The organism is Kitasatospora sp. NPDC088264, from assembly GCF_040685715.1.
In the GTDB taxonomy this organism is placed as follows: Bacteria; Actinomycetota; Actinomycetes; order Streptomycetales; family Streptomycetaceae; genus Kitasatospora.
This window is the reverse complement of record NZ_JBFBIR010000054.1, coordinates 1-24427: the sequence shown is the minus strand read 5'-3', so window position 1 is coordinate 24427 and position 24427 is coordinate 1. Positions and strand designations below refer to the sequence as shown.

Annotated in this window: 22 protein-coding genes and 4 pseudogenes; 12 read left to right on the top strand and 14 right to left on the bottom strand. The window is 69.0% G+C overall.

Translation table 11 applies throughout. The annotated features are described in order from the left end of the window. Positions 1 to 31 precede the first annotated feature (31 nt). Positions 32 to 1741 carry an ABC transporter family substrate-binding protein gene (locus AB0O82_RS30280; RefSeq protein ID WP_363587101.1) on the top strand — a complete coding sequence of 570 codons (1710 nt, stop codon included), beginning with the start codon at positions 32 to 34 and terminating at the stop codon, positions 1739 to 1741. A 366-nt stretch (positions 1742 to 2107) separates the two neighbouring features. On the opposite strand, the gene AB0O82_RS30275 is transcribed toward AB0O82_RS30280, so the two are convergent. Both AB0O82_RS30275 and AB0O82_RS30270 read right to left on the bottom strand, forming a co-directional pair. After that, entirely contained in the window at positions 2108 to 3427 is a 1320-nt protein-coding gene (locus AB0O82_RS30275) for an ALF repeat-containing protein (RefSeq protein WP_363587100.1), read from the bottom strand. 297 nt (positions 3428 to 3724) lie between these two features. After that, positions 3725 to 4864 carry a lipase gene (locus AB0O82_RS30270; protein ID WP_363587099.1) on the bottom strand — a complete coding sequence of 380 codons (1140 nt, stop codon included), beginning with the start codon at positions 4862 to 4864 and terminating at the stop codon, positions 3725 to 3727. A gap of 486 nt (positions 4865 to 5350) precedes the next feature. Between AB0O82_RS30270 and AB0O82_RS30265 the strand changes: the two genes are divergently transcribed. Next, the gene (locus AB0O82_RS30265; RefSeq protein WP_363587098.1) at positions 5351 to 5500 is read left to right on the top strand and encodes a hypothetical protein; all 150 of its coding nucleotides are present in this window, start codon (positions 5351 to 5353) and stop codon (positions 5498 to 5500) included. A gap of 131 nt (positions 5501 to 5631) precedes the next feature. On the opposite strand, the gene AB0O82_RS30260 is transcribed toward AB0O82_RS30265, so the two are convergent. The 3 genes from AB0O82_RS30260 to AB0O82_RS30250 form a co-directional block, all read right to left on the bottom strand. After that, positions 5632 to 6141: a hypothetical protein gene (locus AB0O82_RS30260; RefSeq protein ID WP_363587097.1), complete on the bottom strand. Its 510-nt coding sequence runs from the start codon at positions 6139 to 6141 to the stop codon at positions 5632 to 5634. 551 nt (positions 6142 to 6692) lie between these two features. Continuing rightward, entirely contained in the window at positions 6693 to 8141 is a 1449-nt protein-coding gene (locus tag AB0O82_RS30255) for an alkaline phosphatase family protein (RefSeq protein WP_363587096.1), read from the bottom strand. Positions 8142 to 8379: 238 nt separating this feature from the next. Then, positions 8380 to 8757, bottom strand: coding sequence for a hypothetical protein (locus tag AB0O82_RS30250; RefSeq protein ID WP_363587095.1), 378 nt, complete (start codon positions 8755 to 8757; stop codon positions 8380 to 8382). Between the two features lie 450 nt (positions 8758 to 9207). On the opposite strand from AB0O82_RS30250, the gene AB0O82_RS30245 reads away from it, so the two are divergent. Next, positions 9208 to 9648, top strand: a complete 441-nt coding sequence (locus AB0O82_RS30245; protein ID WP_363587094.1) for a hypothetical protein — start codon at positions 9208 to 9210, stop codon at positions 9646 to 9648. 290 nt (positions 9649 to 9938) lie between these two features. On the opposite strand, the gene AB0O82_RS30240 is transcribed toward AB0O82_RS30245, so the two are convergent. After that, positions 9939 to 11063: an FAD-dependent monooxygenase gene (locus tag AB0O82_RS30240; protein WP_363587093.1), complete on the bottom strand. Its 1125-nt coding sequence runs from the start codon at positions 11061 to 11063 to the stop codon at positions 9939 to 9941. Between the two features lie 95 nt (positions 11064 to 11158). Between AB0O82_RS30240 and AB0O82_RS30235 the strand changes: the two genes are divergently transcribed. From AB0O82_RS30235 to AB0O82_RS30220, 4 genes and pseudogenes are all read left to right on the top strand, one after another. Continuing rightward, positions 11159 to 11884 carry a TetR/AcrR family transcriptional regulator gene (locus AB0O82_RS30235; protein WP_363587092.1) on the top strand — a complete coding sequence of 242 codons (726 nt, stop codon included), beginning with the start codon at positions 11159 to 11161 and terminating at the stop codon, positions 11882 to 11884. 8 nt (positions 11885 to 11892) lie between these two features. After that, positions 11893 to 12054 (top strand): annotated as a pseudogene (locus AB0O82_RS30230) (Tn3 family transposase); the annotation flags it as partial. 98 nt (positions 12055 to 12152) lie between these two features. After that, positions 12153 to 13310, top strand: a complete 1158-nt coding sequence (locus AB0O82_RS30225) for a tyrosine-type recombinase/integrase (protein ID WP_363587091.1) — start codon at positions 12153 to 12155, stop codon at positions 13308 to 13310. 89 nt (positions 13311 to 13399) lie between these two features. Continuing rightward, positions 13400 to 15403, top strand: a complete 2004-nt coding sequence (locus tag AB0O82_RS30220; RefSeq protein ID WP_363587090.1) for a site-specific integrase — start codon at positions 13400 to 13402, stop codon at positions 15401 to 15403. Positions 15404 to 15419: 16 nt separating this feature from the next. Here the strand turns inward: AB0O82_RS30220 and AB0O82_RS30215 are convergent, their stop codons facing one another. Beyond that, positions 15420 to 15893: a hypothetical protein gene (locus tag AB0O82_RS30215; RefSeq protein ID WP_363587089.1), complete on the bottom strand. Its 474-nt coding sequence runs from the start codon at positions 15891 to 15893 to the stop codon at positions 15420 to 15422. Between the two features lie 233 nt (positions 15894 to 16126). On the opposite strand from AB0O82_RS30215, the pseudogene AB0O82_RS30210 reads away from it, so the two are divergent. Beyond that, positions 16127 to 16288: pseudogene (locus tag AB0O82_RS30210) on the top strand (Tn3 family transposase); the annotation flags it as partial. 22 nt (positions 16289 to 16310) lie between these two features. Here AB0O82_RS30210 and AB0O82_RS30205 read toward each other — a convergent pair. The 6 genes and pseudogenes from AB0O82_RS30205 to AB0O82_RS30180 all read right to left on the bottom strand — a co-directional run bounded on the left by AB0O82_RS30205 (position 16311) and on the right by AB0O82_RS30180 (position 18757). Next, positions 16311 to 16829 carry a pyridoxamine 5'-phosphate oxidase family protein gene (locus AB0O82_RS30205; RefSeq protein ID WP_363587088.1) on the bottom strand — a complete coding sequence of 173 codons (519 nt, stop codon included), beginning with the start codon at positions 16827 to 16829 and terminating at the stop codon, positions 16311 to 16313. 17 nt (positions 16830 to 16846) lie between these two features. Beyond that, on the bottom strand, positions 16847 to 17371 hold the full coding sequence (locus tag AB0O82_RS30200; protein ID WP_363587087.1) for an MFS transporter: 525 nt from the start codon (positions 17369 to 17371) through the stop codon (positions 16847 to 16849). A gap of 37 nt (positions 17372 to 17408) precedes the next feature. Further along, a pseudogene (locus AB0O82_RS30195) lies at positions 17409 to 17525 on the bottom strand (hypothetical protein); the annotation flags it as partial. Positions 17526 to 17565: 40 nt separating this feature from the next. Next, positions 17566 to 17889, bottom strand: a pseudogene (locus tag AB0O82_RS30190) (MFS transporter); the annotation flags it as partial. Between the two features lie 59 nt (positions 17890 to 17948). Next, positions 17949 to 18407, bottom strand: a complete 459-nt coding sequence (locus AB0O82_RS30185) for an SRPBCC family protein (RefSeq protein ID WP_363587086.1) — start codon at positions 18405 to 18407, stop codon at positions 17949 to 17951. Next, positions 18407 to 18757, bottom strand: coding sequence for a metalloregulator ArsR/SmtB family transcription factor (locus AB0O82_RS30180; RefSeq protein WP_363587085.1), 351 nt, complete (start codon positions 18755 to 18757; stop codon positions 18407 to 18409). The genes AB0O82_RS30185 and AB0O82_RS30180 overlap by 1 nt, the downstream gene beginning before the upstream one ends. A gap of 138 nt (positions 18758 to 18895) precedes the next feature. Here AB0O82_RS30180 and AB0O82_RS30175 point away from each other — a divergent pair, with 138 nt between their 5' ends. Then, positions 18896 to 19444 (top strand): histidine phosphatase family protein, encoded by a 549-nt coding sequence (locus AB0O82_RS30175; protein WP_363587084.1) that lies wholly within the window; start codon positions 18896 to 18898, stop codon positions 19442 to 19444. Between the two features lie 352 nt (positions 19445 to 19796). Next, positions 19797 to 20207, top strand: coding sequence for a hypothetical protein (locus tag AB0O82_RS30170; protein WP_363587083.1), 411 nt, complete (start codon positions 19797 to 19799; stop codon positions 20205 to 20207). 446 nt (positions 20208 to 20653) lie between these two features. On the opposite strand, the gene AB0O82_RS30165 is transcribed toward AB0O82_RS30170, so the two are convergent. After that, positions 20654 to 21148: a hypothetical protein gene (locus AB0O82_RS30165; RefSeq protein WP_363587082.1), complete on the bottom strand. Its 495-nt coding sequence runs from the start codon at positions 21146 to 21148 to the stop codon at positions 20654 to 20656. A gap of 529 nt (positions 21149 to 21677) precedes the next feature. On the opposite strand from AB0O82_RS30165, the gene AB0O82_RS30160 reads away from it, so the two are divergent. Together AB0O82_RS30160 and AB0O82_RS30155 are read left to right on the top strand one after the other, a co-directional pair. Continuing rightward, positions 21678 to 22448, top strand: a complete 771-nt coding sequence (locus AB0O82_RS30160; protein ID WP_363587132.1) for a cytochrome c biogenesis protein CcdA — start codon at positions 21678 to 21680, stop codon at positions 22446 to 22448. A 1036-nt stretch (positions 22449 to 23484) separates the two neighbouring features. Beyond that, positions 23485 to 23808 (top strand): hypothetical protein, encoded by a 324-nt coding sequence (locus tag AB0O82_RS30155; RefSeq protein ID WP_363587081.1) that lies wholly within the window; start codon positions 23485 to 23487, stop codon positions 23806 to 23808. Positions 23809 to 24427: the final 619 nt, after the last annotated feature.

The following is a 24427-nucleotide window of genomic DNA, read 5'->3' as shown; positions in this document are numbered from 1 at the left end:
CCTTCTCACCGATTCCCACCAAGGACAACCCATGCGCCGGAAGCTCGCCCTGCCCCTCGCGCTCGCCGCGGCCGTCTTGGTCGCCGCCACCGCGTGCTCCTCCTCGTCCTCCTCCTCGTCTGCCTCCGGAGGATCCCCCGGCGGATCCTCCGGGCCGAACGCCGAGAACGCCGCCAAGGTCGCGTCCTCGGTCACCGACTACAACCCCCAGCCGTACGAGAACATCAAGGACGGCGGCACCTACACCACCGCGGGGACCTTCGACGAGCAGGGCAACCCCTTCAACGTCAACGGCACCCTGAACTCCTCGCGGATCTGGTCCTGGTACAACGCCCACGCCATCACCTACTCGCCGACCGGCGAGGTCCAGTACAACCCGGACTACTACAGCGACGTGAAGGTCTCGGTCGAGGGTGGCGACCAGAAGGTCGTCATCACCCTCAACCCCAAGGCCGTCTTCAACGACGGCACCCCCATCGACTGGCGGGCCATCGAAGCCACCTGGAAGGCCAACAACGGCTCGGACAAGGACTACGCGGCCTCCTCCACCGACGGCTACGACCGCATCACCTCCGTCACCCGGGGCGCCGACGACAAGCAGGCGGTCATCACCTTCAAGGGCGTCAACGCCTCCTGGTCCGCGCTGTTCACCACCTTCCTGCACCCCCAGGCCGCCACCGTCGACAACTTCAACAAGGCGTACGTCAAGACGGCCCACCCCGAATGGGGCACCGGACCGTACACCGTGGGCACCTGGGACGAGCACTCCGGCAACATCACCTTCGTGCGCAACCCCAACTGGTGGGGCCGGCCGGGCAAGCTCGACAAGCGCGTCTACGTCAACCTGGAGAGCGCCGCCTCGATCAACGCCTTCAAGAACGGCGAACTCGACTACGCCCCCGTCGGGACCGCGGAGAACCTCAAGCAGGTGAGGACGGTCAAGGACGCCGAGATCCGCAGCGGCGGCAGCCCCTTCGAGTACGCGCTGTACCTCAACGCCAAGTCCCCGTTCCTCGGTGACGTCCAGGTCCGCAAGGCGGTGCAGGAGAGCATCGACCGTCCGCAGATCACGAAGATCCGGTTCCAGGGCCTCGACTACACGGAGCCGCTGCCCGGCTCGGCGGTGCTCTACAGCTTCCAGCAGGGCTACCAGGACAACGTCGCCGCTGTCCTGAAGTACGACCCGCAGGAGGCGCGGAAGACCCTGGACGCGGCCGGCTGGAAGCCCGGAGCCGACGGCATCCGCGCCAAGGACGGCAAGCAACTCGAGCTCGGCTACACCGTGCTCGGCGACGACCCCATCGAGAAGGCCACCGCCGGAGCGCTCACCGCGATGCTCAAGGCCGTCGGCGTGAAGGTGAACGTCAACAAGGTCTCCGAGAACGACTTCTCCAAGGTGCTCAGCGACCGCCGCTTCGACCTGTTCATCTCCGGCAACCGCTCGACGGACCCCTTCGGCGCGCGGTACCTGTGCGACTTCTACTGCTCGGACCGTGACTCCAACATCACCGGAGCCGGAACTCCCGAGCTGGACAAGGAGATCCGCGCCACCGGCGAGATCGCCGACCTCGGCCAGCAGGTCGCGGCCGTCAACAAGGTCGAGCAGAAGGCCCTCCAGCAGTACGCCTTCCTGCCGCTCTACAGCGGACCCTCCACCTACGGCATCAGGAAGGGCCTCGCCAACGTCGGTGCCACCATCTTCTACAGCCCGCTGCCCGAGACCATCGGCTGGCAGAAGTAGCACCGGCGTTCCGGCGCCCCTGCGGGGCCCGCTCGTGAGCAGCACCATTTGACGAGCAGGGCCGAGGACGCCGCGGCCCAGCAGCTCGCCGCCGCCCCCGGGCGCTCCCGCCCGGGGGCCGGGGCGCCTCAACATCGGCCGCGCGCCTCCGGGTGGACGGCGCCGGGGGTGTGGAGCGGTGGCCGGGTGTCCGTCCCGCGTGCTGGAGAAGGGGGGATCTGCACCACGCGGGGCGGGGGAGCGGGTACGGGCGGGGGCCGGGACCAAGCGTGGGGCGCGCGGCCCGTCCGTGGGCGTGGGACCGGGTGTGCAGGGAACGCTCCGCCGGCCGGCGCGAGGTGTGGACCGGCCGGCGGAGGAGGGTGATCAGGCCTGCGAGCGGCGGCGCGAGGCGACGACCGCGCCGGCGCCCAGCACGACGGCCGCGCCGGCGGCGGCGCCGAGCTGCCCGAGCGGGGCGGTCGAGCCGGTGGCGGCCAGCGAGCCACCGGCGGTGCTCCGGCCGTCCGTGGTGGCGGTGGTCGTCGTCGCGGTGGTCGTCGTGCCGCCGGCGGCCGAGACGGGGGCGACCGTGGCGTCGGGGGTCACGGTGGTGACCGCCCGGGTGGTACCGGAGCCGCTCCGCGAGGTCTCCGTAGCGGTTTCGGCAGAGGTCTTCGCGGCGGCCTGGTCCTTGGCCCGGGCGGTGAACTGGCCCTCCTTCAGGAAGGCCCGGACCTCCGCGATGCCGCCGTCGAGCGCGGCGAGGCCGGCCTTGCGGACCTCGGGCCCCCCGGCCTCGACGAGCTGCGAGACGTGGATCCGGTCGTCGCTCGCCCGCAGCGGCTCCAGCTGCGTCTTCAGGAAGTTCTCGACGTCCGCCGCGCTGCCGGCGAGCGCCTTCTCGGCCGCCTCCCGGACGTGGCGGCCGGTGCCCGCGTCGGCGAGGACGTCCTGGACCTTGGCGCGGTTCTCGTCCTCCGCCCGGGCGACGTACTGGCCGGTCTTCAGGAAGGCGCGGACGTCCTCGACGGTGCCGGACATCGCGGCGTTGGCGGCCTTCTTCACCGCCGGGCCGCCGTGGGACATGATCTGGCTGAGCAGGACCCGGTCGTCGTGCTCGGCGGCCGTCTTCAGCCCCGTGTCGAGGAAGCGCTCGACATCCGCGGCGGTTCCCGCCAGTGCCTGCTGGGCGCCCTCGCGCACACCCGGTCCGCTGTTCGGGTCGTCGAGGAGCTGCTGCAGCTTGGCGCGGTTCTCGTCCTCGGTCCGGGCCGTGTACTGGCCGACGTTCAGGTAGGCGCGGAACACGTCGAGGTCGTTCGAGCCGAACGCGGCGTTGGCGGCCTTCGTGACGGCCGGGCCGGCGGCGTTCATGGTCCGCAGGATCGCGATCCGCGCGTCGTCCCGGCGGATCCTGTCCGCCTCCACCGCGAGGAAGTGCGCCCGGTCCGCGGGGGTGCCGGCGAGGGCCTGGCCCGCGTGCTCGCGCAGGTAGTCGCTCGGAGCCGTGAGCAGGTAGTCGTTCGGGTAGACGAGCAGCCTCTCGATCGCCGCCCGGTTCTCCTCGTCCGCCTTGGTCTCGGCCGGGTCGGTCTGCTCCTGCCCCGTCGGGACGGTGTCGGCGAACGCCGGGGCGGCGCCCAGGGCGACGGGCGCGGCGGCTGCGGCGAGGAGGACGGCAGCGAGCGAATGACGGATCTTCAACGGTCCCCCGGGATCTGCAACACGGATGAGCCAGTCGCGGCCTCGCGACGGTCGGCCGAGTGATCGTATAGCAACGGTACCCCCCGCTGGCGAACACATTTCCGTCACGTCCCACGCTTCGGCTTCGTCGCGCACCGCCTGGTCACACCAGCCGGGAGAGCTGCCCGGGGTCCCCGTCCCTACCCGTTCGGGACGCCGTCCCGGTCCGCGCCGTCCACACCCCGGGCCCGGCACACCCGCCGCCCGCTCCGCACCGGCCCGGTCGGTGCGGAGCGGGCGGGGCGGGCCGGCGGGATCTCAGCGCAGTCGACTGAACCAGCGCACGATGGCGGCGGTGCCGGCGACGTTGGAGCCGAGGTGTCTGGAACCCGCGAAGTCGGGGGTGCCGAGGTCGACGACCGCCGCGTTCACGCCGTGCGATCGCAGCGTGGCCTCGCAGTGGTCGGTGTTGGCGTTGGCCGCCTGCTCGTCCGCGTCGGCCGCGTACAAGCGGACCGGGACGCGTGGTGCCCAGTCGCAGGTGTTGTCGGCTACCCGAAGTGCCTTGGCCAGTCGGCCGGTTGGGTGGCGGAGCATCTCGAAGCCGTGTGGGGTGAGCAGTGCGTCGATGGTGTCGGGTGTGCCGGCGAAGAGTTGCGGGCCGGTGTGTGAACCGTCGAACAGCATCTCGACCGTGCTGTCGTACGGGGCCTGGAAGACCTCGCCGGGGGAGTCGTAGAGACGGTGCAGCCGGTTCCAGGCGACGAGGAGGTACGCCGAGTACAGCACACTTGATTTCGGGTCGAGAGAGCCGTCGAGCAGCGCCGGCAGCTCGGCGTGCCGGAAGTCGTAGGCGCCGCTGACCGGCGCGACGGCTTGGAGCCGGAACCACCGGTCGTCGTCGGCCTGGAGTGCCCGTGCGAGTCCCATAGCCGCCGAGGCGCCCTGGGAGAACCCGGTGACCAGCACGTCGTGTCCCAGCGCCCGGCCCGTACGCGGGACGAAGGCGCGGGCTGCCCGGAGCATGTCCAGGGAGGCGGTGGTCTCCGAGGGCACGTCCATCCAGGGGTGGAGTCCCGGGCCGGCGCCCAGCCCGATGTAGTCCGGGGCGACGGCGGCGAACCCGGCGGACGCGTACGTGACGGCGGGTGAGGACACGAACCCGGCCTCGGCCGTGGAGGACGGGGCGTCGGACCGGTGACTGGTCGTGCCGTGGGTGAATGACACCGTCCGCAACTCGTGTTCGCCGCCACGGGGCAGCACCAGCAGTCCGCTGGCGGTGATCGGCCGGCCGCTGGGGTCCACGGTGCGGTACACCAGCCGGTAGGCGTCCACTCCGAACCGGACTGCACCCGCGTCATACCCGGCGGCGGCCAGCGCGGCGGTGACGTCCTCCTTCGCGGCCAGGGTGGTCGTCTGCTGAACGGAAACCAGCCGTCCGCGATCGCTTCGATGCACCGTGTCCGCCGAGGCGGCTCCCGTCGTCACAGCCGCGGTAGCCAGCACGGCCAGGACTGTTCGGACGTTCCGCCGGCCAAGCACGGGCCGTAGCGTGCCTGCTAAGTAGGTGGATTCCATGTCGCCGACGCTACGTACGGTCACCCTCGTGCCACAGCCCGGCCAGCGGGTGTATCCGTCCTGTGGCTAGCCCTACCGCGACACCGAAGAACTCGACCGGGAGGCCCACGCCCGCTTCGACCGCCCCGTCGACGAACTCTTCGGACCGAATCGCGCTGACAGTCCTGTTGTGGACATGTCTCCATGTCCGACCCCGGACAGTCCGGTGGGCGACAGCCGGAACATCTTCCGGCGCCGTCGGCGAGCGGAAAAGCTGGTGATCGCCGCCAGGGAGAACACCCCGGGACGGCAACCGGACGAGGCGCCAACCGCGAGGCGCCTGCCGGTACCGGACAGCCACACCATCAGCAGCGAAGGACACCCGCCGTGATCCGCACCCGTATCGCCCAGGCCGTCGCGGTCGCCGCCATCGCCCTCACCGTCATCGCCTTCGCGCCCTCCGCCGCCACGGCCTCGGCCCCGGTCGGTGCCCCCGTTCCGACCGTGACCCTCGACGGCTTCGATTGGGGCGGCTGAGCCGGCCGTGGAGATCGTCTACGCCGGCCTGATGCCCCGACAGCCCGGCGAAGGCGTCCGGCCGAGCGGCGAGGCCGAGCCGGGCGACCCGAAGGCGGCCCGACGCCCCGCGCACCACCGGGGAGGTGCCGTCAACCTCGCCCGCCGGGAACGGAGGCGAGGCGGCCGAGCATCGCCATCACGGTGATCCGCGCGTCCTTGTCGTTCGTCACCGCACAGTGGGCATCGACGCCTCGCTCGTCCGGTGCTTCATCCGGCTCGGTCAGGCCCACCCGGACCAGGTCGACGGCGTACTCGCGGCACCGGGAGTAGTCCGCTACGGCGCGCACCGCCTCGACGTGGTCGATGCGGCCGGGATCCGCAGCGCGCAGCAGCGCGGGGGTGGGCAGCGGGCCCAGCACCTCCCCGATCCACCCCGCGACGGTCTCCCGGGGGCAGCCCCGCTCCAACCGCGAAGCGCTCGCCGCGGCGAGCGCCAGGTGAATGAGGAGCGACCCGAACCAGTTGGCGGCCTCGGCCGGAGGCGTGTCCGTGCCCGCCGGCGGCATCACGGCGCGGTACAGCGCAGCCGGGTCATCGGCGTGTGCGGCGGCGGCGACTGCCTTCACGGCGCTGCCGAGGGCAGCCTGGTCGATGGTCACGTCGGTGCTTCTTTCCATAGTCGGCAGCCGTCAACTTACCGCTCCGGCGCGGTCGAAGGACCGTCAACCGCATCATTGTGTGGAATCAGCTCCGTCAAGCAGCGGTCGTCATCAGGTGGCTGTCGTGATCTGCTGTGCGGCTGCTGCTCGTGCAGCGGCCTCTTCCACCTGGCGTCGGCCGGATTCACCTCGGCTCCAGATGAATGCGCGCCGACGACGTGGCGCGTCGCTGCTCCGGTTCCGGAACTCCTCGACCGCGACGTTGTCGGACAGCCGCCATCGGATGGTGCGGCCTGATGCTTCGGGGACGTCGGTGAGGCTGTCGAGTTGCTCGGCGCTTCGGTGCAGTTCGAACCCCCGGTGGCCGTGGCCGTCGCGGGTTCAGCATGGACCTCCCGGACCGCACTCTCGGGGACGGGCGGTCACGTTGACGATCGGCAATAGCGTCGCGGTGGCTGGGACGCCGGTCTGACGCGGCGTAGGCCCCGCTGGCGGTGCGCAGCGGCCTTCGGCCCGGGCCCTGGCCGAAGGCCGCCGGGTGCTACTGGGCGTTATCGGGGTCGGTGCGGTCGGTGCGGTCGGTGCGGCCGGTCGCCGGGTTCCTGGGTGGGGAACTGTTGGCCCGCGCCCGGAAGGGCGGGCGCCGGATAGTTCGACACCTCGTACTTGGCCAGTTCGAGCTGCTCGGCGGTCGGGGGCAGCGCCGGGGCCTTGCACACGCCGCCGTTGAACTGGAAGGCCGAGGTCAGGTCCCCGAAGGCGTTGCGACGCCAGTCGGTGACGGTGGCCGACCGGACCCCGGTGAACCGTTCCAGGAACTGCAGCACCGAGGTGTGGTCGAAGGCCTCGCCGGCGACCCAGCCGCCCACCGTCCAGGGCGAGATGATGATGCACGGCACCCGGAAGCCGCCGCCGATCGGCAGACCGCCGACGAACTCGCCCGGCGTGGCGGCCGGGGGCACCGGTGGCGGCACGTGGTCGAACAGCCCGTCGTTCTCGTCGTAGTTGAGGATGAACACTGTCTTCGCCCAGACCTCGGGGTTCGAGGCGACCGCCTCGATCTTGGAGGCGACGTAGTCGGCACCGGCGGCGGGCAGGTAGTCCGGGTGCTCGGACTGGTAGCCGGTCGGCAGGATCCAGGAGACGGCGGGCAGCCGGTTGTTGCGCGCGTCGTCCTCGAAGGTGCCGGCCGGCCGGGCCGTCATGCCCTTGCGGTGCAGCGCGCTGCCGGGCGCGGCCTGCTGGAAGCTCTTGAAGAGCGAGAGCATGTTGGTGCCGTAGTTGTCGGCTTCCTGGTAGACCTGCCAGCTGACGCCGGCCGCCTCCAACTGTTCGGGGTAGGTCTTCCAGGTCAGCGGCTCGGGTGCCGAGTTGCTGATGATCGGGCCGCCCTGGCCGCCGTCGGCTCCGATCGAACCCGTCATCCAGTACAGCCGGTTGGGCCAGGTCGGTCCCTGGACCGAGCAGAAGTAGTTGTCGCAGATGGTGAACGACTCGGCCAGGGCGAACTGGAAGGGGATGTCCTCCCGGGTGTAGTACCCCATCACGTACGGGCCGTTGACGCCGTCGGCGGACCGGTGCGCGGACAGCCACCGGTCCATCTTCCCGCCGTTCCAGGCCCGGTGCTGCACCGACCAGGAGTGGCTGGTGGACGGGATCGCCTGCGCGCTCGTGGTGAGGGTGTCCAGGTGGAACGGCAGCAGGTAGCCGTCCGGGTTGACGCTGTCGGGCTGGTAGAACACCGAGCGTCCGTTGTCCAGCCGCAGCGCGTTCGGGTCCGCGAAGCCGCGGACACCGGCCAGCGTGCCGAAGTAGTGGTCGAAGGACCGGTTCTCCTGCATCAGCAGGACCACGTGCTGGACGTCCCGCAGCGAACCGGCCTTCGGTACCCCCGCCGCTACCGCTCGTTGGACACTCGGTGGCAGCAGGCTCATCGCCGCTGCCGCTCCCATCGCGCCGGCCGCCGATCCCAGCAGCCTCCGTCGGGTTATTCCGGACATCAGCCCCACCCTCTCCGTCGCGCCGGTGCGCGTGCGGGATGTCACCGCACCGGACCACCTGTGGCCTTCCCCCGGGAGCTTCGAGGCAGTGGAGACGGCGGATGAACAGCCAAGGAATGTCAGGTACCCGACAGGCACTGAAGGCGCCCCCGCACCACGCTGCTGACAGCTCCGAAGGGAAGCCCGAACGCCGGGCGGGGGGGGGCGGTCCGTACGCTGTTCGAAGCCGGACGATGAATCACAAGTTGTGGCGTTGTGGCGCTGTCACGGATTGTGTAGACGCTACGGCGGAGGGGTCCACCCCGGGAACGGCCAGATCATCCAGTGGGAGGCCAGGGCCCGGAGGGAGGTCCTGACAAGCCCCGAGGAAGTAGTCCACTCCTTCCTCGAACAGAGCGGTCTCGACGACTGCCTGTAGCGAGCCCTGAACCTCGACAGGAACCGGATGGTCGCCGGTCGTCATCCACTCGTCATCACCGAGCGCGAACAGGCCCCTGACCTTGAGGAACTGCTCTCGGGCCAGGGTGACGGACGAGCAGGGCCACTCGTCGGGACCGAATCCTTCCAGTGCCCACGAGAGGTCGCGGCCGTTCTCGAACGGATAGTCACTGTTCACCCACCGATCCTGTGGCGCTCCGCGTTCGGCCGACCTGAGTGATCCTCCCGACCAGCAACCCACCCTCGGTCGCCGAGGAAAGGCAACTCCGCCACTCCCCGCCACCGACCGCACAACTCGTGCCAGAACCCAAACTCATCAACATCACCAGACCGTGGTTTTGGGCGCTTCCCGAACCCGTCGACAAGTGACGTCACCACTGCCCGATAAAGCCAGAAACGACAAGTTTGCGGAAGCGTTCAGCGAACGGAACTCCTGGAACGCATGAGACAGGTAGGCCTCCGGGGCACGGTCACCACGGTGACCTTCCTCCAGAGGCCGGCAAAGTCGGGTGGTGACCGCAGATTCCCGATCATTCGCCCGTCGTTCAGGAACAACGTGGACCACCGCTCACCTGGTTGCCGAGGCCCTGGTGCGCGGGGTGGCGGCCGGGCAAGCTAGTTTGTCCGGGTGAGTCTCCTCGATGATGTGGCTGAGCGCGACGGCTGGCGATGCTGGGTGTGCGACGAACCGGTCGACCCCGACAAGTCGGTGAACGATCCCAGGGGGCCCAGCGTTGACAGCCGGACCGCCGACCGGAAGGCCAAGGTCGCCGAGCGGCTCGCGCACCGCGGGTGCAACACCCGCAAGGGCGCGGTCAAGGTGGTCATCGCCTGGCCGGACCGCCTGTACGTGGCCGAACCCGCGCCGCTGATCACCGTTGCCACGAGGCTGGAGCGCAAGGGGGGCCGCGAGATGGTGGGCCGTTGTCCGACCAGGCAGGACGCCCAGGAAGCGGCGGATTGGTTGGTGGACCGGTTCTCCCGACTGGCACCGGGGCTGCCGGTGACCGCCGACATCGAGGCGGGCGGCGGCCAGTTTCTCGTCATCCTGGCCACCGGCCGCCGCTGATCGGGGACCACCAGCGCACACTCGCGTCGAGCCGAACCGTCGACCCACATCGACCCGCCTTGACAAAGGCTGACCCACGGGCGCGTGACGGGCTGCGACTGCTCGACCAGCGGGCGACCCAACCGAGCGAGCCACCCCCGCGCGTGCGGGGCCGACGCGCCACCGTGCGCTGCCAACGGCCGAACGATCTTGTCGCTGGCCTCCAGCGGTCGACCGCGTCGTCAGCTGGCGGAGATCAGGATGTCCACGAGCGGGCGGGTCCGGTTGATCGCGCAAGGTGAACTTCGACCTCAGGACAGTTTCGCTTCGGGGGCGAAGGCAGGCAGCTTCTCGAGACTGCTGCGCACGGCCTCGGCGCCGTACTCGAACATCTGCCGCTCGTAGTCGTCGACCGCACTGAGCAGATCCTGGCGGCCTTCGCGTGCCTCGATCAGGCAGCGGCGCAGCAGGTCGGCGTCGCGCAGTGCGGTGTTCGCGCCGTTGCCGCCGGTCGGGGAGGTGGCGTGGATCGCGTCGCCGAGCAGCGTGACCGGGCCGGACGCCCAGCGCTCACCGGGCCTGACCACCCGGATGGACAGCAGGGTGCTGTTGTCCGGGTCGGCCTGCTCGATCAGCGTGCGTAGCCGCGGGTGCCACCCTTCCATCCTGGACAGCACGGTGTCCTGCGCGGTCAGGTTCTCCGGTGAGCCGTTCGGCGGCAGGATCATGGCCCAGCGCACGTAGTCGCCGATGTCGGGCAGCGTGACTTCGGGGGCCAGTTGCTCGGCGGCCTGCTTCGGCGGGGTACGGAAGCGCATCGCGCCGAGCAGCAGGCTGACGCCGTCGCCCGCGATCTTCGAGCCGTATGCCTTGGACAGGCCGGCGAACTCGTCGGTCAGCGGGGTGCGGCCGATGACGAACCGGACGCCGGTGTCGGTCGGGGTGGTCTGCGGCGACAGCACCTCGCGGACCGCGGAGGTGACGCCGTCCGCGCCGACGAGCAGGTCGGCGGTGGCCGGGTCGCGGCGGGCGAACTGGGCTTGGACATTGCCGTCGGCCAGCACGTCGTAGCCGGTCAGCGCGGCATCGGTGTGCACGGTGAGGCCGGTCAGCAACAGGTGTCGCAGCACCTGCCGGTCGACCACGATGCCGGTCCGGCCCGCGCCGAGCCTGCCGATCTCGTTCAGCTGCGGGTCCAGGATCAGCTGCTCGGCGGAGGCGTCCATGACGATCTCGTCCAGCAGCGGGTGCCAGCGCGTCGGCAGGCAGTCGCGCACCGCCTGGAAACCGATCGGGTCCAGGACGAGCCGGTAGCCCTGGAATCGTGCGGCGATCCCCGGGTCGCGCTCGAACACGTCGGCCTCGATCCCGGCACCGCGCAGACCCTGCGCGAGGGCCAGGCCTCCCAGGCCTGCTCCGACAATGGAAACTCGCATCGCATACCTCCGGAACATCGGTACGAACTTAGTTCGTTTTGGTGATCTAAGTTCTACTCAACGAACTTAGATCGCGTCAAGGTATAGTGGTCGGCATGTCCGCCGATCCCCGCCAACGCCGCGCAGCTCGCCACGCCCAACCCGCAGCGGAGGTCGCCGCGTCGGCGCCACGCAAGAAGCCGATCACCGTCGAACGGATCACCGACGCCGCCCTGGAGGTCGTCGCCACCGAGGGGTATGACGCGCTGACCATCCGCCGGGTCGCCGCCGTGCTCGGCACCGGTCCGTCGTCGCTGTACGCGCACATCGTCAACAAGGACGACATCGACGATCTGCTGATCGGCAGGCTCTACGCCGAGGTCATGCTCCCCGAACCGGACCCGGCCGCCTGGCGCGAGCAGCTGCTCGGGGTGTACACACAGATCCGCGACCTGTACCTGGAATACCCTGGAATCTCGCGCGCCGCGCTGGCCATGGTGCCGACCAACCTGGAAACGCTGCGAGTCGGCGAAGGAATCCTGGCGATCCTGCTCGCGGGCGGCATCGAACCGAGGACGGCCGGATGGGCCCGCGACGCGCTCTCCCTCTACGTCAGCGCCTATGCACTGGAGCAGTCGCTGGTCCGACAACGGCGCCGGCACCAGGATCACGAATGGGTGCTCAGCCACGAGGAGTTGCTGGACCGCTTCACCGCACTGCCCGCCGAGAAGTTCCCGCACACCCGACGCCATGCCGCCGAGCTGATCTCAGGCACCGGACACGACCGCTTCGAGTTCGCCCTCGGCCTGCTCATGAACAATCTGCGGCCCACATCCGGTTGACCCGCGGCGTGCGGTGGCCACATGGCGCCGAGACGATCACAAGGCACGTGGATAAGAAGTCCCTGGCCATCCACTCCCAGCTGATCAACTGCACCGCCTCCGAGGTCGCTGCGATGATCGAGGGCACGATGCGGCACGACACCACCATGGACGTGGAGGCCAACTACACGGACTCGCACGGCCATTTAGTTACCTGGACACCTTGGCCCTCGTTGAGGGGCGGGGGCGGCCGGTCGTGCCGTCAGGTGCGATGGCTCCGGGGGCTTCCGTGCGGGTACAGCAGCAGCGTCACGAGGACGGCTCGACCTTGGTCCAGCTGGTCGACGAGGACGGTGTGCCGGTCGAGGTCGTTGCGGGGTTCCTACGGTTCCTCGGCGCCCGGGACTGCTCGCCGAACACCCTCGTCTCGTACGCCTACGACCTTCGGCACCTGTGGCGCTTCTTCGCAAGCAAGGATCTGAGCTGGGAGCGGTTCGGGCCGCCGGACGCGATCGCGCTGCTGGAGTACCTGCGGTCGGTGCCGTCCCGCCGGCCGCGCCGCCGCATGACGCTGTCGGTGGTCACGATGGACGCCGAGGGCCCGGCCACCAAGCTCGCGGCGAGCACCGTGAACCGGATCCTGGCCGCGGTGTCCTCGTTCTACGAGTACGTGATCCTGGCGGGGCTGCTGGAGCGCGCCAACCCGATCGAGAAGCGCCCGGACCCTGCGCTGCAGCGTGTCTCCGACCGCCACCGCCCGTTCATGGGACGGGCCAGCCGGCAGCGCCCCGTACGGCGGGCCGTGCGTGTCAAGACCGTTCAGCGGGTACCGCGCCCCCTGGAAGACGACCAGGTCCAGTTGCTGCTCGCGCAACTGCGTGGGTTGCGTGACAGGGCGATCGTGCTGCTGATGCTCCACGGTGGTCTGCGGCCTGGCGAAGTCCTCGGCCTGCACCTGGACGACCTGGCCTACGGACGGCGCCGAGTGGTCGTCCGGCACCGTGACGATCATCCCAAGGGCGTCCGGTCAAAGTCCCGGTTCGAGCGGGTCGTCGACCTGCACGAGGCGGAGACCCTGGCCACGGTCAGCGCCTACGTGATGAACGAGCGCCCGCAGGACGCCGACAGCCGGCTCGTGTTCCTGATCGGCGGCCGCGGCACCCGGCGCCTGGAAGCTCTCGGCTACGACGGGCTGGTGCGGATGTTCTCCCGGGCCTGCGCCCGCGCCGGGATCCGCGAGCTCTGGGTGACGCCCCATGCCCTGCGCCACACCCACGCGACCCGCATGTGGGAGGGCGGAATGCGAGAGTTGACGCTGCAGAAGCGACTCGGTCACGCCTCGCCGGAGTCGACGCGTCTTTACACCCGAGTCTCCGACCCTGCCGTCGTCGCCGACTGCCACCGGGCCCTGGACACCCTGGGCAAGCCGCGGGAGGCCACTTCATGAGGGGTGGCCCGATCTCCACTGCGGCCATGGCGGCCAGCCCGGACCCGGTCCGCCGACAGCGCCCCCAACACTGCCCCGACCATGAGTACGTGCGATTCGTCCGCGCTCAGGACGGCTTCAACCACCACTACCTCAACGCCAAACTGCGCTTCTACCGGGCCTTTCGCGAACGGTGGCCGGACCTGTCCGCGTGGTTCGCTGAGCCGCTGGCCGACCGGGTGGGCCGACTGCCCGGCGAGTCCTTCCACTCCCCGCCGTTTCCCGCCTCGCACAAGGCCCGGCCCTACCTCACCTACCTCGGCCTGCGCGGATATGCGACGTTCGACTACCCGTGGATGTTCGCTGTCGGCCAGTTGCGTGTTCACGACCAGGCCACGCTCGCCGGGATCGACCTGGGCACCACAGCGCTGGTCGAGGAGGCGATCGCCCTCGGCTACAGCGGACCGGCGGTAAAGCAGGCGATGCACTGGTCGGTGGCCCGGATCGTGCTCCGCAACGGCCTGACCGACGTCGCCGACATCACCGGCGAGCACATCGCCGAGGTCCTCGAAGCCATCCGGCTCTTCCCGAAGAATCCAGAGTTCGGGGCCTTCTACCCCTCAGCCGAGCAGTTCTACGAGGGCCCGGCCAGGTGCTGGATCACGCACCTGCACCAGCTGGAGGTGGTGCTCTTCCACCGAGGCCAGGTCGCCGTCCAGCCACGCAAGCTGATGCCGTCGTGGAAACCGCCCCTGGCCCTGCCTCCCCGGATGCAGGCCGTCGCGGAGAAGTGGCTCGCGGCCCGCAGACTGACCGACGCACCCTCGACGGTGGAGAAGCTGGAGCTCGCGGTCCGGGTCTTCGGGCAGTGGCTCGGCGAACAGCACCCCGACATCACGACCTTCGCCGACGTCAGACGTCAGCACTGCCTGGACTGGATCGGACACATCGCCGAGGTCCCGGCCCCGACCACGGGCAAACCGCTGGGCGTCATGTCACGGATCCAGCGGATCTCCGGGCTGTCGCAGTTCTTCCGTGACACCGCGCTCTGGCAGTACGACGACGTGCCAGGCCACACCCTCATCGGCGCCGGCGACGCACCGAAGTACACCGAGAAGGTGCCGCAGTTCATCCCCGACCAGGACCTCGACCGGCTGATGCCCGCCATCGACGCGATCGCCTGCCCGTTCCAGCGAGCCGCCCTGCTGGTCGCCCGCTGGTCCGGAGCCCGCCGCACCGAGATCCAGCGCCTGCCGCTGGACTGCCTGGACCGCTACCCCGACGGAACCCCGCGGCTCCGCCTGTCCGGCCGCAAAACCTACCAAGAGCGCGTCGTTCCGCTGCACGAGGACGCCGCCGAGGCCCTGCAGAAGGTCATCGACCTGCGCAGACACGCACCGGAGCGGCCGTTCACCGACGAGCGGACCGGCGAGGAGATCCGCTACCTGTTCATGAGCCACGGCAAGCTGCTGTCGACGTACTACCTGTTCGAGACCCCGATCCAGGCCGCCTGCAAGACCGCCGGCCTCGTCCGCCCCGGCGGCCGCGGCGGCACCGGCCGCGGCACCGTCTCGGCCCACCGCTTCCGCCACACCGTCGGCACCCAGCTCGCCGAACGCGGCGCGAAACTCCACACCATCATGAAGGTCCTCGGGCACACCTCCGTGAACATGGCCCTCGTCTACGCGCAGATCAGCGACCAGGAAGTCCTGCGCGACTACCAGGCAGTGCTCGGCCCCGGCGCCACCATCGCTGGCCCTGCCGCCGACGAACTGCGCAACGGCACGTTGCCGGATACGTTGGTCGACTGGCTCAAGACCAACTTCTTCAAGACCGAACTCGAACTCGGCCGCTGCCTCCGGCTCCCCGCCGAAGGCCCCTGCGAATGCGACCTCTACCTGACCTGCGCAAAGTTCGTCACCACGCCCGAGTACGCACCACGACTGCGGGCACGGCGCGAGGTCGAGCTGACCCTCGCCCGCGACGCGGCCGAACGCGGCTGGGACCGCGAGGTCGAACGCCACCGCTGCACCAGCGAACGCATCGAAAGACTCCTGGCCGACCTCAGGCAGCCGGTCAACGCGGAAGCGGAGGAGGACGGCTCCAGTGCGTGATTGCCCCATGGCTGAGCTACCGGAGCGGTCCTTGCTCGTCAACGTGGACAGTGGGATCCGACAAGAACACGTCGGCATCCACCGGGCCATAGGCGATGTTGAAGGTGTCCAGCCAGTACGACCAGCCCCGCACACCCGCCGCGCTGCTGAAACGGTAGTTGAGCTGCCAGCGGACCCACTGGCCGGAGGCAAGGCGCACAGCTGGGGGCCGTCGCGGCCGAGGTGGGATGGCGAACAGGGGCTGCACTCGGGGAAGGACGCGCAGTCGGCCGTCGGCTTCGCGAAGCTGGACGTCGACCTTGCGCAGGTCTTCCTCGACGCCATGGGGCTCGAAGCCGTCTCGCTCATGCATGCGGACTACGTGCGCAAACGAGGGCGGCATATACGGGACAGTGAAGCCGACTGGGGTCGCGTTCCTCCGGGCGGCAGCCTCTCCTCCGCGGGACTGCTTCGTCCAGGACGTCCGTATCCACTGGACGGTGATTTCCACGGCCTCCACCCCTGCCACTCCATCGAAGATCTCACTCTATGCGCGCGGCTTCTCCGGCCCGCACCAACACCGCCAACGCCCCGAGCGGCAAGCCGAAGGAAGATCAACTTGAACTGTCCACATAAGGTCGGAAATCGGGTTCGGCGTCACGAGGCTGCTGAACTTTGATCTGCTGCCGAGGACCAAGCGGATCAACAAGGTGAAGCTGTACCGGCCGGGCCGGCGAGCCGGACGCCTACCCGCAGCTGGCCCCGGCGCTGACCCGCCCGATCCGCTGGGAACTCATCACCCAGCAGCACGATCAGATAGTCAAGTACGCGACCGCGATCCGGACCCGTACCGCGTCCACCGAGGTGATCCTGCGCGGGTTCACGGGCCAACGCTCGGCCGTCTGACACGCGCCCGCGGAGTCAGCGGTCAGTGCTGAAAGCGGTAGCGGGTCTGGCTGTACGTCTCGCCCTTGCCGAAGGCGAATCCGGCCTCCGGGTCGATGCGGTACAGCAGGACCTTGCCGGAGCGGATGGTGTCACCGAGGCCGTGCCAGGTGCCGTCCGGGCTCGTCAGCAGGTCGCCGTACTTGCTCTCGTAGGCGTCGGCGGTGGTGCTGCGTTCAGCCGGATCGCACACCAACTCGGCACGTCCCTCGATGGTGATGTCGATACCGTCGAGGACGTTCGTGCCGGTCGTCATGACGCAGTGGTCGTTCGCGTGGAGGTTACGCGTCTTGCGCTCTTGGTCACCGGTGGCGAAGTACAGGGCGCCGCCGGTCCAGACGGCCAGCAACGGTGTCACGTGGGGCCGGCTGTCGGGCCGGACGGTGGACAGCCAGAACAGTCGCGCCTGCTCCAGCTCACGCAGTGCGGTCGGCCAGGGGGTCGCGTCGGCGCCTGAGTCGCTGAAGGGTCCGATCTCGGCGACCGGGTCACGGTCTGACATGGAAGCTCCTCAATGGGTCAGTTGGAAATGGGGTCGGTCACGATCTGGTCGACGGGAGGCGCCGCGGTCTCTCTGGTGACCGGTGCCGATCGCCTGCCGAGCACGGCCGGAGCGATGACCACGCCCACTGCCGCGACGAGGCCGATCACGGCGAACGCGGCCGGATGACCGGGAACCAGCGTCTGCGGCGCGGCGATCCCAGGCGTGGGTGCCTGCGCGGCGACAACGTTGCCGGCGATGGCTACGCCGAGGGCGGTACCAACCGCGAAGCAGGTATCGGCGAGTCCGGCGGCCAGACCGGAGTGCCGTTCAGCGACACCGGTGAACGCCGTGATCTGCGTACAGACGGTGGCGGTGCCCATGCCCGCCCCGAAGACCAACAGGGCAAATGTCAGCAGTTCCGGTGAGCTGTGCTCGGGCACCACCAGGGTGAGTAGCAGGCAGGCTCCACCGAGCAGGGCAGTGTCGACGGTCGCGACCGGACGCACGCCGATCCTGGTCACAACCCGCTGGCAGACCAGAGCGCCGACGACGGCCGCCACGGTCATCACCCCGGCCGTGAGGCAGTATCACCGGCGCGAGGATCAGCACCACCACCCCGACCGGGACGTCGGTCCAGAAGACCCACTGCCAGCCGAGCGTAGTGGTGATCAGGCCGCCGAGCAGCAGCCCGGCGGTGGCACCGAACCCTCCGATCCCACCCCCAGATTCCCAGTGCCCTGTTCCGCTCGCTGCCTTCGGCGAAGGCGTTCGTCACCATGGGCAAGGCTGCGGGGGCGATGATGGCGGCCGACACACCCTGCAAAGCGCGGGCCGCAACCGGGGCTTCGACCGTCGGGGCGAACCCGCGTCCCAACGAGGCCAACACGCGCAGCGACATCCCGGCCAGGAAGGCCCTGCGACGGCCGAGCAGATCCGCGGCGCGGCCGCACAGCAGCAGGCCGGCAAAGGCCAGCGCGTAGGCCGTGACCGCCCAGTGGACGGCGGTGCCGTGCACCCGAAACTCCCGCTCGACGGCCGGCAGGGCGGTGAGCAAGCTGGTCCCGTCCAGGATGGTCATGAAGAACGCCGTGCCCAGCAACACCAGCGCCCGCCACCTCAAGGCGGCCGCCCGCGGGCTCACTCGCGCCCTCCCGTACCCAGCTCGACGCCCAGCGCGTCAAGCCAGTCGCCCGTACCGTGCTTCCGCCAGGAGGGCTCCTCCCGGCCGTCGAGGAAGGCGCCCTGCTCGGTGAGGACCAGCCGGGTGCCCCCATCGGCCGGGCAGAACGCCACGGTCGTCAGCGATACCGTCGCCAGGTCGTCTTCCACGTGCAACACGGAGGTGTAGACGATGCGCTCGTCCCGGACGATGTCGCGGTACAACGACTCAAACGTCATCGACAGGCCGTTGTCCGGGTGGCTGCGGTTGACCTCCCGGCCCCCGACCCGGAAGTCCAGTTCATGCTCCGCGTCGGGGGTGGAGAACCAGCGGGCCTTCGCCTTCGGGTTGGCCCATGCCGCGAACACCCGGGCCGCCGTGGCCGGGTAGAGGCGTTCGAGGGTGAACGTGGCGTGCGTGACAGAACGGTCGATCATCACAAGTTCCCTTGCTCCGGTGTGCCGGGATCATCGAGCAGGTAGTCGCCGAGCCGGTCCAGGCGCCATTCCCAGGACGTGCGCTGCTCGGCAAGCCAGTCCTCGGCCGTCCGCAGTACCTCCGGCTCGATGCGGCAGGTGCGGACGCGGCCGACCTTCTCGGATCTGACCAGCCCGCACGCTTCCAGCACCTGGATGTGCTGCATGACCGCCGGTAGTGACATCTCCAGTGGCCTGGCCAGTTCGCTGACCGGCGCAGGCCCACGGATCAGGCGCTGCACCATCGCCCGGCGCGTTTCATCCGCCAGCGCCTGGAACACCCGGTCCAGCGATCCAGCATAGTTAGGCATGTACTTAACTATGAGTCGGCACATATTTACAGTCAAGTACTTCCTTACTGCGTAACTCGCGCCGGATAGTGTTCGGATGCAAAGGATCAGGCGATTCCGCCGGGCGGCGCCACGGCCCGCAGACAGGGGGAGGTCAACGTGATCGTGGGTACCGGCCGGAGGCTCGTCCTGATCCGTCATGCGCAGGCCGAACGGGAGACGGCGGTCGACAGGGAACGGCGTCTCGACGAGTGGGGGCGGGAGGAGGCGTCCCGGGCCGGACGATGGCTCGCGGGTTCCGGCATCACGCCCGATCTCGCGCGGGTGTCCGGCGCCCGCCGGACCAGGGAGACCTGGGAACGCGTGGGCGCCGCGTTGCCGCGGCTCCCCGAGACGGTCCACGAGCAGGGGCTCTACGACCTCAGTGTGGAGATCCATCGGGGGGAAGCGGGGATCGGCGAGCTGGTCGCGATGGTGCGGGGGAGTTCGGACGACGTGGGCGACCTGGTCGTCGTCGGACACGATCCGAGCCTGTCCGAGCTGGTCCGGCTCCTCGTCGGAACGGCCGACGGCGACCTCTCGCGATGGGTGGAGGAGTCTGGGTTCCCGACCGCCTCCGTGGCCGTCCTCGAGTTCGACGGTTCCTGGCAGAGGATCGGGCCCGGAGCCGCGAGGATCACCGCGTTCTGGACGCCGTCGCAGGGTTGAGACGGTGTACCTCGAGGCGTCGGTGCGTCCGGCGTCCCACGCCCCACCACCCTGGCCGGGCCCGCCGGCGGCCGGAAGGTCTACCGGTTCCAGACCGCCCGGTGACCTCGTCGCCAGCGACATCCGGCGGTCGACGTCTGTCCGATGAGGTGTTCAACTGCTCATTTGTCTGGTCATTTGTCGGACAGGCCTCAGGGCCCGACGCCGTCGTGCCTGGACGACAGCGTCGCAGGCGTGCCGTGCTGAGCCTCACTGCACGGCGGCGGCTGCGATGCTGTCGAATCGTCGGCAGACCGAGGAAGACCGGCGAGGCTGCGTTCCTGCCGAGCCAGTCTCCAGCGTGTCCGCCTCGGTGCGAAAGACCCAGACGGTGAGGGCCTGGACACCCAGGCCGCCGCGATGGGCCAGCGTCCACAAGCCCGGCCATGGCCTGTTCCAGCGTGCCACCGGGCGGGAGCTGTGGCATCTGGTGCTGCCGGGACAGCGCAACGATCGGGCGACCCGCGACGCCGTGGTCGACCTGGAGGCCGCGGGGAGGGTGCGGGAGGAACTGCGCCTGCCGGACAACCGCAAGCTGTGGATCCTGACCGCGACCGGGCGCCGCGAGGCCGCCGCCCTGCTCCCAGCCGGGGCGAAGCTGTCCGCGCTGCGCCTCGAGCGGGACGGCCAGGGCAGGGCGTTCTCCGAGCACGCCCTGGACGTCGTCGCCACTGCCGGTGGCCTTCTGCGATGCCTGGTGGTTTGCGGGGGCGGATCGGGGTGAGAAGAGGACCGGTGGTCGAGAGCGTGGTTCGGGCGGTGGACATCCCCCTCTTCATCGTCCGGACCCGTGCCACCGGGGTTCAGAGCCCGGCCACCGTGGCGGTCACACACCGGTGGCCGGGCGCCCCATGGCCGGTGTCAGGGCCGCCGGCCGTCCCGGCGTCAGTCGAGTCCGAGTTCGAGTTCGAGTTCGAGCGCGGTGCGTGGGGGTGCGTGGGTCGGCGACGGCACCTCAGCCCTGTCCGACAGGCGGGCGGATGGGGCGTTCAGCCGCTCGCCGACGGTCCGAACCCGGTCCAGCGATGGCGACCGTCTCGGCGGGCGGGTCCCTTCGGGCACCATCGGCCGGGAGTTGAACTCAGGTCAGACAGGGTTCGGAACGAGGCCCGTGGCGTACTGCCGAGTGGTGTCACCCGCTCCCGGTCGAGGACGCGGGACCGGACCTGCTCAGCCGAAGCCGACCTCGGTGAAGCAGCAGCCTCCGCGCTCGGCTGCGGACAGGGCCTGGACCGACGTGAGCCGCGGGGTGTCGCGGAAGTACTGACGGAAGCCCGACGCGCGGAACTTCAGGTCGAACGAGTGGCCTTCGACGTGCCATTGCGGCCAGTCCTGCCTGCCGTCGTCCGGCGCCAGCCGGCGCACCGAGTCGATCTCCAGCTCCGGATGCATGCCCTTGAAACCGAGGTCGCCCTCAAGGTCCCAGACCTCTTCGAAGACGAGCGTCGCAGGGGCGATCCAGAAGGAGAAGTTCTTTGCCGGCCGGACCGGGTGGACCCAGCGGACGATGTAGTCGAGGTCGAGCAGAAGCCGAGGCAGGACGTCTCGCGTCTGCTGCACGTACAGGCCGTGGACGGTGGCGTCGTGCCATCCCATCTCCTCGAAGTCGGTGTCGCTCCAGACACTCTTCGAGAGGCCCGATTCCTGATGGCTGCCGCTGTTCATACCTGTATCCAAGCAGGCCGCGCGCCAGTGCGTCGTCGGCGGCCACCAGGTCGGCGCCGCCGCCGTCCCGCCGCCGTCCGCGCCGCGGAGGTGCCGGGGGTGGTGCCAGCCCTGACGGCGGCGTGGATGCGGTCGCCCTCTGGGTTTCGGTAGAGCTGGGCGCGCAGCCACCAGTGGTGCAGGGTGCCGCCGAACACACAGTCGTCGGCCTCGCTCATCTCCCGGTATACCTCCATCCGCCGCGCAGGCGACGGGTACCAGAAGCCGGCTGTCCCGGTCGACGAGGCGTGGGGTCTGACAGGCGGGCCACGGGAGTGAGTGGAGAGGTGCGCACCGCTGCCCTGGCCCTGGCCAAATACGGTCGGTCGCCCCTGCATTCAAGCCCCGTCCACTACCGTGAGAGGCTTTGTTTCATGTGCTGCACTCTGATTCAGCGCCCTCACGCGCTCGTCTCGTTGTCCGCCTTTCGACAAAAGGTGCGTTTTGCCGTGATCGCGGTGGCGTCGTGAGCTAGACAGCGCGAGTCGTTCTGGTTTTCGACGGGAGTCAGACCATCTTCACCGGTGCCCTATTCCTCGCAATCCCGGTGGCGATGCTCGGAGGCCTTGTGTCGTTCCTTTCTCCTTGCGTCCTCCCTCTCGTCCCAGGCTACTTGCCCTATGTCACTGGATTCTCTGCTGCGGACCTTGCCGACGCCGAGGGTAGAAAACGCGGCCGAGTTCTACTCGGCGCCACCCTCTTCGTTGCAGGATTCACGATCGTGTTCGTATCCGCAGGAGCATTATTTGGATCGTTCGGATATTTCCTCCAGCAGCATCAGCGTATTATTCAACAAGTATCCGGAGCGTTTGCAATCCTCATGGGATTGACGTTCGCCTGCTTGCTGCCAAAATTTGCTCAGCGCGAGTTCAGATTGCACCGACGGCCGATTGTCGGTTTGATCGGAGCCCCCGTGCTCGGCGTGGTCTTCGGCGTGGGATGGACACCATGCCTGGGACCGACACTCAGCGCAGTACAGGTGCTCGCCATGGAACAGGCGAGCGCCGGACGGGGAGCCCTGCTCAGCGCCGCCTACTGCGTAGGCCTGGGCCTTCCCTTTCTGGTGACGGCAGTCGCCTTCCGTGGCGCACTCGGAGCATTCGGCTGGGTGAAACGGCATTACCTCCTGGTCATGAGGCTGGGCGGCGGCATGCTAGTCATCGTAGGAGTCCTGTTGCTGACAGGAGCTTGGGACCAGATGATCGGAATCATCAGGGAATGGGCAAGCAACTTCGATCAGTCCGGACTCGTGTCCATCTAGCGTCCCAGCCCGAGAAGACAGTGAGGCGCCTACCGGTGGGACCGGTAGGCGCCTCTTTTGCCCAGCGCCCCAGCGCCGGTTCTCCGTCCCGGCTGATCAGCGGCCGTGTTGTGAGCTCGGCGACCGATGTGACCTCAGGGCCGGATTCGGTGCGGAGAACATCCGCAAGGCCGGTGCGACGCCAGCAGCGACGGCGACGGAGTGGCGCTGGCGTCGCCCGGACGTCAGGTGACCGCGCGCCTCAATACGCGGTGTGAAGCCCCTACCTGGTCGGCAGCCGCCAAGGGCCGGCGGACTTCTGCCACGGTGAGCGACGCCAGGTCTCAGGAACCACTTCCACAGCCTCCTTGCCACCGCGTCGGCAGTCCGGCGCGGGCCAGCGTGGCCGGGCCGAGGTCCGGCACCACCCCTGCCGACGCCGAACCTCGATCCCCGCTGGCCGGCCAGGCAACAGGGATGCCCTGCTGCGCCCCCTGCCTTTCAGGATGGGGCCTGGCCCTTGCGAACCTGTCACCAGCCCCATGGGGGCAGCTCCTCGAGCTCCGCCTGCCGCCGCTGGCCGCACTGGCCCTACGGCTACGGTGGGTGACCGAATCGGTCACTAGGGTGGGTGAAGCTTCCCGAGTAGAGGTCTCGTTTGGGGATCCCGCCCGCGCGTACGCGTACCGGGTGGTGTCGTTCTGGCATGTCGACGAGGGCGGGGCCCGGGGCGTGGTCGGATGTGTGTGATCTGGCGGCGCTGATCGGCCAGTTCACGGGTGGCGCCGCTTTTCGGTCGCGGCTGGTGCTGGACGGGTCCCGGTTGCGATGGTGGGCGACGGCCTGGCTTCCGACTTTCCCATGATCTCGCGAATCGGCCCCGCGCAAGGCGGGGGGCCCGTGGCCATGACTTTTCGTCAACGTAGGCAAGGTCGAGACACGTTCGATGGAGCTGACGGTGTGTCCCGGGATGGCTACCGCGCTGCCTTCAGCGTGACTGCCTACCTTCAACAAGGCACCGATTAGCCCGGATACCTTGTGGAGTGAGGAGAACGTCGTGGCAGAAGGCAACAAAGTCACCATCGGGAGCTGGAGCATTTCCGAGGGCGCTGACGGTGAGTTGGTTTTCACCAGGGACGGCGGCACCCAGGCGCGACTTACACCCGGCGGCAAACTCATCGGAGCGAACGGCGGTGCGCCGGTCTGCTACGGCGACGATGTCGAGGTGACGTCGTATCGAACCGGGGCCTCTCTCAGCGCAACGACGGCTCACGGCGACCATGATCACCCGGGCCATTGGAATGGATGGGCGTACTGGAGCAGCGATCAGCCGAGGCAGGACGCTGACGTCCACCTCAAGATCCACCCCTACGGAGACTGACCGGCGACGACGGTAGCCGCGCTGTCATGCTGACGGCCCCCAAGGCGGTGTTGTCTCGGGGGCCGTTCTCGTTATGGGCGACGAAGATGTTGACCAGGTTCTGTGTGCTGAGCGCGCCGAGTCCCACCGGTGGAGTTCTTCCATGAGCCCGGAAGCTCGTGCGGATCATGCTTCGGAGGCGTCCCTCCGGCCAGTCCTCCTCGGGATTACATGGAGCGACTGCTCAGCCAAGCAGGCGGACGTGACGGCAGGGAACCCCGCCGCCGATCGCCAACCAGGCGGCTACTCCTCGTGACATCGCGCGACATTCTCGGGCCAACTGCCGCTTCTGATCCGGGCCAACTATCGATTCCCACGAGCGCCTCCACCAGCACCGATCAGCAGGTCGGGTGTCCCGTCTCAGTCGATCTGGTCCCTGTCTCAGGTGATCTGGTCCGATTCGCTCGTCGTCTCAGATGATCTGGTCCGGCGGGGTCTACTGTCCCGTCTCACGCGATGTTGTCGCTGTCGCTGTCTCAGGTGGCCCTAGGCAGTGTCGTCAAAGTGATCTTGGCTAGTGGATCATGGTGTGGTGATACGTCGCCATGAACTCTCCGATGCCGAGTGGGGCTTGGTGGAG